This is a genomic window from Paenarthrobacter sp. NPDC058040 (genome assembly GCF_042885775.1).
Taxonomy (GTDB): Bacteria; Actinomycetota; Actinomycetes; order Actinomycetales; family Micrococcaceae; genus Arthrobacter.
Window position 1 is genome coordinate 190228 of sequence record NZ_JBHVRN010000004.1, and the last position, 12300, is coordinate 202527.

Annotated in this window: 13 protein-coding genes; 5 read left to right on the forward strand and 8 right to left on the reverse strand. The window is 64.0% G+C overall.

The annotated features are described in order from the left end of the window. Window positions 1-8: 8 nt before the first annotated feature. From ACFVSJ_RS07165 to ptsP, 3 genes are all read right to left on the reverse strand, one after another. Window positions 9-842, reverse strand: a complete 834-nt coding sequence (locus tag ACFVSJ_RS07165) for an NADPH-dependent oxidoreductase (protein ID WP_387435472.1) — start codon at window positions 840-842, stop codon at window positions 9-11. Window positions 843-1023: 181 nt separating this feature from the next. Beyond that, window positions 1024-1302 carry an HPr family phosphocarrier protein gene (locus ACFVSJ_RS07170; protein WP_387435473.1) on the reverse strand — a complete coding sequence of 93 codons (279 nt, stop codon included), beginning with the start codon at window positions 1300-1302 and terminating at the stop codon, window positions 1024-1026. A gap of 30 nt (window positions 1303-1332) precedes the next feature. Next, on the reverse strand, window positions 1333-3018 hold the full coding sequence (ptsP, locus tag ACFVSJ_RS07175; protein WP_387435475.1) for a phosphoenolpyruvate--protein phosphotransferase: 1686 nt from the start codon (window positions 3016-3018) through the stop codon (window positions 1333-1335). 130 nt (window positions 3019-3148) lie between these two features. Between ptsP and ACFVSJ_RS07180 the strand changes: the two genes are divergently transcribed. The 3 genes from ACFVSJ_RS07180 to ACFVSJ_RS07190 all read left to right on the forward strand — a co-directional run bounded on the left by ACFVSJ_RS07180 (window position 3149) and on the right by ACFVSJ_RS07190 (window position 7101). Next, on the forward strand, window positions 3149-3871 hold the full coding sequence (locus ACFVSJ_RS07180; protein WP_144662142.1) for a TetR/AcrR family transcriptional regulator: 723 nt from the start codon (window positions 3149-3151) through the stop codon (window positions 3869-3871). 66 nt (window positions 3872-3937) lie between these two features. Then, the gene (locus ACFVSJ_RS07185) at window positions 3938-5953 is read left to right on the forward strand and encodes a PTS mannitol transporter subunit IICBA (RefSeq protein WP_387435476.1); all 2016 of its coding nucleotides are present in this window, start codon (window positions 3938-3940) and stop codon (window positions 5951-5953) included. Continuing rightward, window positions 5953-7101: a mannitol-1-phosphate 5-dehydrogenase gene (locus ACFVSJ_RS07190; protein ID WP_387435477.1), complete on the forward strand. Its 1149-nt coding sequence runs from the start codon at window positions 5953-5955 to the stop codon at window positions 7099-7101. The genes ACFVSJ_RS07185 and ACFVSJ_RS07190 overlap by 1 nt, the downstream gene beginning before the upstream one ends. A gap of 145 nt (window positions 7102-7246) precedes the next feature. Here the strand turns inward: ACFVSJ_RS07190 and cycA are convergent, their stop codons facing one another. From cycA to ACFVSJ_RS07215, 5 genes are all read right to left on the reverse strand, one after another. After that, window positions 7247-8707: a D-serine/D-alanine/glycine transporter gene (cycA, locus tag ACFVSJ_RS07195; RefSeq protein WP_387435479.1), complete on the reverse strand. Its 1461-nt coding sequence runs from the start codon at window positions 8705-8707 to the stop codon at window positions 7247-7249. A 156-nt stretch (window positions 8708-8863) separates the two neighbouring features. After that, window positions 8864-9625, reverse strand: a complete 762-nt coding sequence (locus ACFVSJ_RS07200; RefSeq protein WP_387435480.1) for an ABC transporter permease — start codon at window positions 9623-9625, stop codon at window positions 8864-8866. Further along, entirely contained in the window at window positions 9622-10419 is a 798-nt protein-coding gene (locus ACFVSJ_RS07205) for an ABC transporter ATP-binding protein (protein ID WP_387435481.1), read from the reverse strand. The genes ACFVSJ_RS07200 and ACFVSJ_RS07205 overlap by 4 nt, the downstream gene beginning before the upstream one ends. Next, window positions 10416-10787 carry a DUF1048 domain-containing protein gene (locus ACFVSJ_RS07210; protein WP_387435482.1) on the reverse strand — a complete coding sequence of 124 codons (372 nt, stop codon included), beginning with the start codon at window positions 10785-10787 and terminating at the stop codon, window positions 10416-10418. Before ACFVSJ_RS07210 ends, ACFVSJ_RS07205 begins: the two co-directional genes overlap by 4 nt. Window positions 10788-10789: 2 nt before the next feature. Further along, window positions 10790-11119, reverse strand: coding sequence for a PadR family transcriptional regulator (locus ACFVSJ_RS07215; protein ID WP_387435483.1), 330 nt, complete (start codon window positions 11117-11119; stop codon window positions 10790-10792). 112 nt (window positions 11120-11231) lie between these two features. On the opposite strand from ACFVSJ_RS07215, the gene ACFVSJ_RS07220 reads away from it, so the two are divergent. Together ACFVSJ_RS07220 and ACFVSJ_RS07225 are read left to right on the forward strand one after the other, a co-directional pair. After that, window positions 11232-11729, forward strand: a complete 498-nt coding sequence (locus ACFVSJ_RS07220; RefSeq protein WP_387435690.1) for a GNAT family N-acetyltransferase — start codon at window positions 11232-11234, stop codon at window positions 11727-11729. A gap of 124 nt (window positions 11730-11853) precedes the next feature. Next, window positions 11854-12297, forward strand: a complete 444-nt coding sequence (locus tag ACFVSJ_RS07225) for a MarR family winged helix-turn-helix transcriptional regulator (RefSeq protein WP_387435485.1) — start codon at window positions 11854-11856, stop codon at window positions 12295-12297. Window positions 12298-12300 lie beyond the last annotated feature (3 nt).

Here is a 12300-nt window from a genome sequence, read left to right on the forward strand (position 1 = left end):
ATGTGCTCCTAGCGCGACGGCAGCCCGCGGCGCTCGAGCACGCCCCGGATCTTGTCGCGGCCATGCAGGCTCAGGCGGCTGCGCACCCGCTGTACTACGGCGTCGATCCAACCCCGGGGTTCGCCCTGGGCCTGGTAGTAGGCGTGGAGCGTGGCATCGTACTTCGCCAACGCCTCGTTCTGGGGGAGGGCATAGCGCTCACGATGCCGCACGACACTCTGCGGAAGCCGCGGTTTGATGCTGCCGGGAGCGTCCGGGTGCGGGTAGCCAATCGCCAGCCCCAGTACAGGGAAGGCTCCGGCGGGAAGGCCGAGCAGCTCGGACAATTCCTCCAAGTGGTTCCGCACGGCGCCAACGTACACCGTGCCAAGGCCCAGCGATTCGGCGGCAACCACCGTATTTTGGGCGGCAAGGGCAGCATCCACCACGCCAACCAAGGTGCTGTCGATGAAGTCCACGCCCTCGGTCGGCTCCCCGCGATGTTCCGCGATAAGCCGGTTCCGGGCCCAGTCCGCGACGAACACCAGGAAGACCGGCGCCTCACGGATGAAGTCCTGGTCTCCGGCGAGCCTGGCCACGGCGTCCTTATGCTCCGGATCGCGGACCTCGATCACGCTCCAGGTCTGCAGGTTGGACGACGTCGCAGCGGATTGCCCCGCCGCAACCAGTGCCGTCAGGGTCGCTTCGTCCAACGCGGTTGGCTCGAACCGCCTGACGGAGCGGTGCCGGAAGAGGAGTTCGATCGTCTGGTTGAGGGGGCCGAGCGGGACGGAAGCATCCTCGCCGTAGCGGGCTGCGACAAGGTCAACGGGTTCGACGGGGGCGGACGCCAATGTGGTCATGCGGTTCTCCAATGCTCCGGGTTTTCCAGGGCAAACCAGCACCGAAGGCAGAACCTTCCTCAATGACGAAGGAAGTACTCCCGTGACCCCACGTGGCGCGCCATTTCGACGAATCGCTGCGGATCATGCCGTGCGTACGGCACACTGCGCAGCGATCCATCGAATCGGGCGGAAAGCGGATCTACACCGCGTCCAGGTCCGTCTCCAGCAGCTTCACCAGGGCGTCCAGCGCCTCCTCCGCGCCGTCGCCCTCGGCCCGCAGCACAACGACGTCGCCTTTCGCCGCTCCAAGCGTCATGAGCGAAAGGATGCTGGCGGCGTCGAGCGCGTCATCGGCAGGTTCGCCCTGCATGGCGATGGTGACCTCCACGGGCTGCTCGCCTGCGGCTTCGGCGAAGAGGGCCGCGGGACGGGCGTGGAGGCCGGACTTGCTGGCGATGGTGGCTGTGCGTTCGGGCATGGGTTTCTCCTCAGCGGTTGGGACGGGAACTTAGAGGCCGAGCTCTTCGAGCACGGGGAGCTTGGCGCGGACCCAGTCGCGGGCTGCGGTGGCGCTGGGCGCGGAGAGGGCCAGGCGCGCGAGCTCCTGCGCCTGCTCCAGCGTGACCGTCTTGAGCACGGTTCCGACGGCGGCCAGGGACCGCGCGGTCATGGACAGTGTGGTGACGCCCAGCCCGGTAAGGACGACGGCGAGTGCCGGGTCCGCGGCTGCCTCACCACAGACGCCAACGGGCTTGTTGTTGCCCTCCTGTGCCGAGCCTTCCACGGTCAACTGGACCAAGCGCAGGACGGCCGGCTGCCACGGGGTGTTGAGTTCGGCCAGGGGTCCGAGTTGCCGGTCGGCCGCCATGGCGTACTGGGTGAGGTCGTTGGTGCCGAGCGAGGCGAAGCCAACTTCACGGAGTACCGTCGCGGCGGTCAACGCGGCCGAGGGAACTTCCACCATGACGCCCGGAGTCTTCAGGCCGGCGGCAGCACACAGCGAAGCGAAGCGCCCGGCCTCGGCGGCCGTGGAGATCATGGGTGCCATGACCCAGACGTCGGCTTCGGACCCGGATGCGGCGCGTGCGATCGCCTCGAGCTGGCGTTCCAAGACGCCGGGAGTGGTGAAGTCGGTGCGGTAGCCGCGGACGCCCAGTGCAGGGTTGGGTTCGGTGGCATCGGTGAGGAAGGGCAGGGGCTTGTCGGCGCCGGCGTCGAGGGTGCGGAGGACCACCTTCTTGCCGGGGAAAGCGTCGAAGACCGCTTTGTATGCCGTGGCTTGTTCGTCGACCGAGGGTTCGGTGTCGCGCTCGAGGAAGCAGAATTCGGTGCGGAACAGGCCAACACCCTGCGCGCCGAGGCCCGCAGCGGCCACGGCGTCCTTGGCGCCTCCGACGTTGGCGAGGAGCGGCACCAAGTGGCCGTCCGCCGTCGTGCCGTTTCCGTCGAAGGAGGCGAGCGTAGCGGAGGTTTCCGCCCAGGCCTTGGCGGCAGCGCGGTGCTCTTCGCTGGGTTCAACCGCCACGAAACCTGCGGCGCCGTCCACGAAGACTTCGGAACCGTCGGCCACGGTATCCACGCCATGCGCGGCGACGACGGCGGGGAGGCCAAGGGAGCGCGCGATGATCGCCGTGTGGGACTGCGGGCCCCCGCCGGAGGTCACCAGCGCGAGGACTTTTGCGGGGTCAAGGGTGGCGGTATCGGCCGGTGCCAGGTCCTCGGCCGCCAGGATGAAGGGCGTATCGGAAGAGGGGATTCCCGGAGCAGGGACGCCGCGGAGTTCGGCCACGATGCGGGCACGGACATCCAGGACATCGGTGGCGCGCTCGGCCATGTAGCCGCCGAGGTTGTGCAGCATTTCGGAGACGGACGCTCCGGCTTCCCAGATGGCCCGCTCGGGGGACGAACCGCCGTTGATCAGCTTGGTGGCCGACTTCAGCAGCATGGTGTCCTTGGCCATGAGCGCGGTCGCTTCGAGGACGGCTTTGCCGTCGCCTGAGGCGGTGTCCGCGCGGCCTTTCAGTTCGTCATGGACGGACTGTGCCGCGGCTTTCAAACCCGCGACGGCGTCTTCCGGACTGACGTCCGCGGCGAGGCGTTCGCCCGACGGCGGTTCGCTCACCGGCTTGGGCATCTGGCGGACGGAACCGATGATGCGCCCAGGGCTAACCCCTACTCCTTGGAAATTCTGCACTGAATCCTCTGTTCCCTGCTTGTTGGATCTGACCCCTAGGCGACGGCACCCTGGGCCTGTGGAAATAGCCTACAAAATTCTGTTGTGAGCCACTTCATATAGCAACGCTATAGGTGCTAGGGTAGCGGTTATGAGTTTCGATGACCAGCTTCCGCCGAAAATTCGGTTGCTTCGCGCAGCAGCCGAATTGCTGGCGAATTCGGAGGGGTCAGCGGTCTCAACGCGCCAGATCACCAAGCTCGCGGGGGTTACGGCGCCGACGCTCTACCACCACTTTGGCGACAAGGAAGGCCTGTTCGACGCCGTCGTTTCGGCCGGCTTTGAAGAATACGTGGCAGGGGAGCGGGATTTCGCACCGTCCGGGGAACCCCTGGAAGACGTCCGGCGGATGTGGGACAACCACGTCCAGTTCGGCCTCACCCAGCCCCATCTGTATCTGGTGATGTTCGGCAACATCCGTCCGGAAAGCCGCCCAGCCATCGTGGCCGATGCTGAGGCCCTCCTGGAGGAAATGCTGAACAAGGCCGCCATCGCCGGTCAGATCAATGTGCCGCCCCGCGAAGCGGCCCGCAGTATCCTCGCGGCCAATGTGGGCGTCACGCTCATGCTTATCGCCGAACCGGTGGAAGACAGGAACCTGGAGCTCTCAACCATGACCCGGGATTCCATGATTTTCGCCGTCTCCACGGACACAGCCCGTGGCGCCGCAGCGGAGGACTCCGGTAAGTCCTCCGTGGTTGTTGCGGCAATCGCCCTGAATGCGGCACTGCAGGCCTCGCATTCAGACCAACTGTCCAGCTCTGAACTGAAGCTCTTCCTTGAGTGGCTTCACCGCATTTCCAGCAGCTCCTAAAGCTGTCCTCTCTCGATCTATATCGACTGACCCCGCGCCGCCGCGGGACACACGTTAGGAATTCACATGGCAACAGAGACCGTTGCGAAGCCCCGCACCAGTGCGCGCGTAGGTGTCCAAAAGTTCGGAACCTTCCTGTCCGGCATGATCATGCCCAACATCGGCGCCTTCATCGCCTGGGGCCTCATCACTGCCCTGTTCATCAAAGTCGGCTGGATTCCGGTCCCGGAGCTCGGTGGCTTCGGCACCAATGCCGAGGGCGCTCCGAACGTGGGCATCGTTGGCCCGATGGTCACCTACCTGCTCCCGATCCTGATCGGCTACACCGGCGGCAAGATGGTCTATGACGTCCGCGGCGGCGTCGTTGGCGCCATTGCAACCATGGGTGTCATTGCCGGTACCGACTCGCCGATGTTCATCGGCGCCATGATCATGGGTCCCTTGGGCGGCTGGTCCATCAAGCAGCTTGACCGGCTCTGGGACGGCAAGATCCGGCCCGGCTTCGAGATGCTGGTGAACAACTTCTCGGCCGGCATCTGGGGCGCAATCCTGGCGCTGGGCGGCTTCTACGGCCTCGCCTGGGTGGTCAAGCTCTTCACGGCAGGCGCAGGCAGCGTGGTCCAGTTCCTGGTCAACAACGGCCTCCTGCCGCTGACCAGCATCTTCATTGAGCCCGCCAAGGTCCTGTTCCTCAACAACGCCATCAACCACGGCGTGCTGACTCCGCTGGGCATCCAGCAGTCCCTGGACCAGGGCAAGTCCATCCTCTTCCTGCTTGAAGCCAACCCCGGCCCCGGCCTCGGCATCCTGCTGGCCTACATGTTCTTCGGCCGCGGCGCTGCACGGGCTTCGGCCCCGGGTGCTGCCATCATCCACTTCTTCGGTGGCATCCACGAGATCTACTTCCCGTACGTGCTGATGAAGCCGATCCTGATCCTCGCTGCGATCGGTGGCGGCATGACCGGTATTGCCACCCTGGCCATCACCAACTCCGGCCTCGTGGCTCCGGCCGCTCCGGGTTCCATCCTTGCTGTCATCTTCCAGACCTCGCGCGACAGTTACGTGGGCGTGATCCTGGCGGTGGTCCTGGCGGCAACGGTCTCGTTCCTGATCGCCTCGCTGATCCTGCGTACTTCCAAGGACACGGGAGAGGATGACCTCTCGGCCGCAACGTCCCGCATGGAAGCCATGAAGGGCAAGAAGAGCTCCGTTTCCTCCGCCTTGGTTGGCGACTCCGGCCGCAGCGATGTGGCTGTCCTGACCCGTCCGGTCCAGAACATCGTGTTCGCCTGCGACGCCGGGATGGGCTCCAGCGCCATGGGAGCCTCGGTTCTCCGGAACAAGATCAAGGCGGCCGGCTTCCCGGACGTCAAGGTCACCAACTCGGCCATCGCCAACTTGAGCGACACCTACGACGTTGTGGTCACGCACCAGGACCTCACCGAACGCGCCCAGCCGAAGACGTCCAGCGCTGTGCACTACTCGGTGGACAACTTCATGAACAGCCCCAAGTACGACGAAATCGTGGAGCTGGTGAAGACCAGCAACACCGAAGGACCTGCTGCCGCACACCCGAGCGGAGCTGCCGAAGCAACAGCAGCCCCCAGCCACGGTGCCCACGCCGCCGAGCCGGCTGCCGCCGTCGGAGGCAAGGGCGTGCTGCTCCCCGAGAGCGTAGTTTTGGATGGCGCCGCCCGTGACCGCGATTCCGCGATCGACGAGGCCGGTCAGCTACTGCTGGACCGCGGTGCCGTGGATGTCAGCTACGTCCACGCCATGCACGAGCGCGAGGAGTCGGTGTCCACCTACATGGGCAGCTTCCTCGCCATCCCGCACGGCACCAACGATGCCAAGGAGCACATCAACCACTCGGCTGTTTCGATTGTCCGTTACCCCGAGGGCATCGACTGGGGCGGCAAGCAAGTGAAGTTCGTGGTCGGTGTTGCCGGCCTCAACAATGAGCACCTCCACATCCTGTCCTCCATCGCCAAGATCTTCACCAACAAGGCCCAGGTTGCCCAGTTGGAGGAGGCCACCACGGTTGAGGAAGTCCTGGAGCTGTTCGGAAAGGTCAACGCATAGTGAAGGCAGTCCATTTTGGGGCGGGCAATATTGGACGAGGATTTGTGGGGCTGCTGCTGCACGAGGCCGGCTATGAGGTGGTGTTCGCGGACGTCGCGGATGCGCTGATCAGCCAGCTGGCCTCGGCGGACAGCTACGAGGTGCATGAGGTAGGGGAGAACGCCGCGGTCAAGACCGTGGACGGCTTCCGTGCGCTGAACTCGAGCACCGAGGAAGCCGCTGTCGTGGATGAAATTTCGACGGCGGATGTGGTCACCACGGCTGTTGGGCCGCACATCCTGAAGTTTGTTGCACCCGTGATCGCCCGCGGGCTTGCCGCTCGGCCTGCGGACCTTCCGCCCCTTCAGGTGATGGCGTGCGAGAACGCCATCAACGCCACGGACCTCCTGCACGTGGAGGTCCGGGCAGCCTGGGACGATTCGGCGGGGGACCTGGATTCGGTCGCCGTTTTCGCCAACACCGCGGTGGACCGTATTGTCCCCAACCAGGCTCCGGGCCAGGGCTTGGATGTCACGGTGGAGACGTTCTACGAGTGGGTCATCGACCGGACACCGTTCGGCGGCAACCCGCCGGTGATTCCTGGAGCCACCTTCGTGGACGAGCTGGGCCCGTACATCGAGCGCAAGCTCTTCACGGTGAATACGGGCCACGCCTCGGCCGCCTACTTCGGGTACCAGGCAGGGCTGGAGAAGATCTCCGACGCCATGGCGGATCCTTCAGTGGCCGCGAGGGTCCGTGCTGTCCTGGGGGAAACCAAGGAGTTGCTGGTAGCCAAGCACGGCTTCGTCGAAGCTGAGCAGGAAGCGTACGTGCAGAAGATCCTGTCCCGTTTCACCAACCCGCACCTCCCCGATACCGTGGTCCGCGTAGGCCGGGCACCCCTGCGGAAGCTGGGGCGGCACGAGCGGTTCATCGGCCCGGCGGCTGAGCTCGCCGAGCGTGGAGTAACCCCGGTTGCCTTGCTGGAGGCGATGTCCGCGGCCCTCCGTTTCGACGATGGATCCGATGACGAAGCCGTGGAACTCGTGAACCTGCTGTCCGAACTGGACGCGGCCGCCGTCGTCGAACGCGTGACGGAACTGCCGCCGACGCACCCGCTGTTCCCGGCAGTGCAGAAGCTCGTGGAGTCCCGCCAAGCCGAACTCTGACCCTCTCTCACGAAAACGCCCCTTCAGGCGGACGCTCTCTCACTTTCGTCAGGAAAGTGAGAGAGCGTCGCCGCGAAGGGGCCGTTTGGTGAGAGAGCGTCGGTGCCCGCCGGGTGCTCTCTCATCGCACCAGCTAATCCCGGCTTTAGCGCGCGGCGGCGGTTTCCTCCTCTGCCATGGCCTTCCACTCGGCCACGCGGGCCTGGTGGAGGGGCGTCTTGCGGACTATGGCGTAGGCCACGCCGAGGATGGCGAACCACGCAGGCGTCACCAACAGGGCGGTCAAGGTATCCGGCTGGGTGGTCAGCGCCCAGACCAGGAACGCGAAGAACGCGAACACCACCCACACCATGACGATGCCGCCGGGCATCTTGAACGACGAGGCCGCGTGCTGCTCGGGGCGTCGCTTCCGGTAGACGAGGTAACTGGCCAGGATGATCGACCAGACGAACATGAAGCAGACGGCGGACACAGTGGTCACCATGTCGAACGCCGCGCCAACGTCCTTGCCCAAGTAGAGAAGTGCGACGCCGGAGAGCAACAGGACGCAGGACAGGAACAGGGCGTTCTGGGGTACTTTGCGGCTGGAGAGCCGGCCGAAGACCTTGGGTGCGTCGCCGTCGTTCGCGAGGCCGAAGACCATGCGGGACGTTGAGTAGATGCCCGAGTTGGCCGAGGACATGGCGGAGGTGAGGACCACCAGGTTGACGACGGTTGCGGCCATGCCCAGTCCTGCCAGGGAGAACATCGCAATGAACGGGCTGTGCCCGGCTTTGAACTCGGTCCATGGGGTAACGGACATGAGGATGATGAGGGCGCCTACGTAGAAGAGCATGACGCGCAGGGGAATGGCGTTGATGGCGCGTGGGAGGTTGTGCTCGGGGTTCTTGGTTTCAGCGGCAGCCGTACCTACCAGTTCGATGCCCACAAAGGCGAAGACGGCAATCTGGAAGCCGGCTACGAAGCCCATGAATTCCTTGGGGAAGAATCCGCCGTGGCTCCACAGGTTGGTGAAGCTGGCGGTGCCTGCGTTGGACTGGAAGCCGGTGAAGATCAGCACCAGGCCAACAACGATCAGCGCGACGATGGCCACGATCTTGATGAGGGCGAACCAGAACTCCGTCTCGCCGAAGGCTTTGACGGTGGGGAGGTTCAGGAGCAGCAGGATGATGATGGTGGCCAGGCCCGGGATCCACAGCTGGATTCCTGGCCAGAGTTCGTTGGCGTAACCCGCGATGGCAATGACGTCGGCGACGCCCGTGACAACCCAGCAGAACCAGTAGGTCCAGCCCGTGAAGAAGCCGGCCCAGGGGCCCAGGAGGTCGCCTGCGAAGTCGCTGAAGGACTTGTAGTTCAGGTTGGACAGCAGGAGCTGGCCCATGGCCCGCATGACGAAGAAGAGCATGAAGCCGATGATCATGTACACGAAGATCACGGACGGGCCGGCGACGGAGATGGTCTTGCCGGAGCCCATGAACAGCCCGGTGCCGATCGCGCCGCCGATGGCCAGGAGCTGGATGTGCCGGTTGCTGAGCGAGCGTGACAGGTGGGGCTCGCCGTCCCTGCTTGAGGCCGTGCGCTGCCCCGTTGTTGTCTGGTCGGACATTAGTTCAAGAACCCTTCGGAAGACCCGTCAAAATGGTGACGGCCGTTACAAATCTGGTTCGATAAAGCTATAGCTAATGTCTGACAAATGGCGAATCCGTCTGCATGGCGAAAGCTCCCTCCGCATCGCGGGGGAGCTTAGGCCTGTGTGAAGAGGTCAGGCAATCTTCCGCCGGTAGACCCTTGCCGCGAACACGTACGCAAGTACCAGGATCCCGAGGCACCACGCGAGGGCTACCCAGATGTCCGAGCCTACCGGTCGCTGCGCAAAGACGTCCTGGACGGTGTTCACGATCGACGTGACGGGTTGGTTCTCGGCGAACCAGCGTACCGGGCCGGGCATGGTGTCCGTGGGGACGAAGGCCGAGCTGATGAACGGCAGGAAGATCAACGGGTAAGAAAACCCTCCCGCGCCGTCCACGGACTTGGCGGACAAACCCGCGATGATGGCGATCCAGGTCAAGGCCAGAGTGAACAGTGCGAGGATGCCCGCGACCGCCAGCCAATCCAACAGGCTGGCAGAAGTGCGGAACCCCATGAGGAGTGCCACCCCAACGATGATCACCAGCGAGAGTCCGTTGGCGACGAGGGACGTCAGGACGTGCGCCCACAGAACCGAGGAACGTGCGATCGGCATGGACTGGAACCGCTCGAAGATGCCGCCCTGCAGGTCCGTGAAGAGACGGACCGCCGTGTAGGCGATGCCGGACGCGATGGCGATGAGCATGATTCCCGGCAGCAGGTAGTTGACGTAGTTCTCGGTCCCGGTCTTGATGGCGCCACCGAAAACGTACACGAAGAGGAGCATCAGGGCGATAGGCGTGATTGCCGTGGTGATGATGGTGTCCACGCTCCGGAAGATGTGCCGCATGGAGCGGCCGGTCAGGACGGAGGTGTCTGTAAGGAAGTGCGTGCTCATGACGGTTCCTTTGCTGTCTCTTTGGTGCCCACCAGGGCCAGGAAGATCTCTTCCAGGGTGGGCTGCTTTTCGACGTATTCCACTTTTGCCGGTGGCAGGAGTTGTTTCAGTTCTGCCAGGGTTCCGTTGGCGATGATGCGTCCTTGGTGCAGGATGGAGATCCTGTCCGCGAGTTGCTCTGCCTCGTCCAGGTACTGCGTGGTGAGCAGGACCGTGGTCCCTTGCCGGGCGAGGTCCTTCACGATCTGCCACACCTCAAGCCGCGCCTCGGGATCAAGTCCCGTGGTGGGTTCGTCCAGGAAGATCACCTTGGGCCGGCCGATGAGGCTCATGGCGATGTCCAGCCGTCGCCGCATGCCGCCCGAATACGTGGCCACCTTGCGGCTCCCGGCTTCGGTGAGGTTGAACTGCGCGAGCAACCCATCCGCTGTATGCCCCGGGTCCTTGAGGTGCCGCAGCTCGGCCACCAGCACCAGGTTTTCCTTGCCTGTGAGGATCTCGTCCACCGCCGCGAACTGTCCGGTGAGGCTGATGGACTCCCGCACCTTCAGCGGTTCCGCCGAGACATCAAAGCCTTCGACGGCGGCAGCGCCGGCATCCGCTGTGAGCAGCGTGGACAGGATCTTGACCATGGTGGTCTTGCCCGCGCCGTTGGAGCCGAGCAGTGCGAAGATGCTCCCGCGGGCAACATCGAAGTCCACGCCTTGAAGGACTTTCAGGTCCTTATAGGACTTTTGGATGCCCTGGACGCTGATGGCCGGCGCCGCGCGTCCAGGGACCGTTTCGGTAGTCATGACTCTTGCTCCTTTTCCTTGGCATGGTCCACGGCCTCGATCAGGCGGGACCGTTCCTTGTCGATCCAGCGCTTTCCGCCATAGGCCTGGGCGAACGATTCTGCGAACTCGATGGGGTCATCGCCCACGATGCTGCTGACGGGTGTGCCATCCACGGCTGCCCGCTCCCACAGGTCGGCGAGGTCAAGGAACATCTGCACGATCGTGTCGCCTTCGGTGACTCCGCCGTAGTACGTGAGGTACCGGTTGTAGGCCGTGGCTACGGAGCGGTAGGGCTCGGGAAGTGCGTCGAGCCGGGCTTTTGCTTGCTTGTACTGCTTCTTCTGTTCGAGTGATCCGGTGACCAGTTCGATCCACTTTGCTGCCATTGCTATTTCCCTTCCTTGCGGAGTTCGTCCAGCCGTTCGGACAAGAAGCTCCAGGTGTTCCAAAATTCGTCCAGTTCTGATGTGCCCTTGGCGTTCAGCGTGTACACCTTGCGGGGCGGGCCCTTTTCGGACGGACGTTTCTCGACGTCCACCAGGCCCTTCTGTTCGATCCTGACCAGCAGGGCGTACACCGTGCCTTCGGCGATCTCGGTGAAACCCTGTTCCCGGAGCAACGTGGTGATTTCGTATCCGTACGCCGGCTTGCCGGTCAGGAGGGCTAAAACGATGCCCTCCAGTGTCCCTTTGAGCATCTCTGTCATTTGCTTTCCCACCGGACACCTCCTCACTACTTGGTATTACTAGCTACCACTACATAGTAGAACTGAGTACCGGTACTTAGCAATACTGAGTTGCACATTAAAATGGCATGCTGTGGGGGTGACCATGAACCCAGCCGGGATGCCCGCTTTGATGACTGCCGCCGTCGAATCCGGAACCTTCGCGCTGAGGCGCGCCCGCAAGGATGACCTGCCGGCAATCCTGCGCCTGCTCGCCGATGACCAGTTGGGCGCCGCCCGGGAAAGTGCCGAAGACCTGGTGCCCTATGAACGGGCTTTTGACGCGATCGACGTCGATCCGGCCCACCTTCTGGTGGTGGGCGAACTGCGCGGGGAAGTGGTGGCGACCTTCCAGCTCAGCTACCTCCCCGGCTTGTCGCGCAAGGGCTCGTGGCGCTCGCAGATCGAGGCGGTCCGGGTATCGCGCGAACTCCGCGGCCAGGGTGTGGGTGCGCTGATGATCCAGTGGGCCATTGACCAGGCCCGTGAGCGCGGCTGCACCTTGGTCCAGCTCACCACGGACAAGTCCCGCACTGCGGCGCACCGCTTCTATGAGCGCCTGGGATTCGTCGCGAGCCACGAAGGAATGAAGCTCACCCTCTAGCCCCGCTTACCCAACTGAGTCGCATTAGTGCGCGTTTTGGGCGCTCAAAACGCGCACTAATGCGACCTACTTGGGTGAATGCAGCCTTGACATTTAGGTTACCTAACTATTAGGGTACCTAAATATGAACACTTCGTTTGACCCCAGGCTCCTGGAACTCGCGCAGGATTTCCGCGAAGCCCTGCGCCTGGGCGTGTACATGTTCCGGCGCCTGGACCCGGAGGGCGAACTCACCGCCGCGCAGCTCAGCTTGCTGTCCATGATTTCCGACGGCGGGCTCCGCGTCGGCGATATCGCCAGGAACCTCGGGATCAAGGTGCCGAGTGCCACCGAGCAGATCATCAAGCTCGAGCGCGCCGGCCTGGTCACCCGCCAACCTGACCCGCATGACTCCCGCGCCGTACAGGTGGTCACCACCCAAGCCGGGATCGCCGCCGTCGAATCTGCCAACCACCGGCGGAACGCCATGGTGGCCGAATTGCTGCAGGGACTGAGCGGCGAAGAGGTGGAAAGCCTCGCCGCGGCCCTGCCCGTCATTGCAAAACTCAACAACGCTTTCCAGAACTGAAAC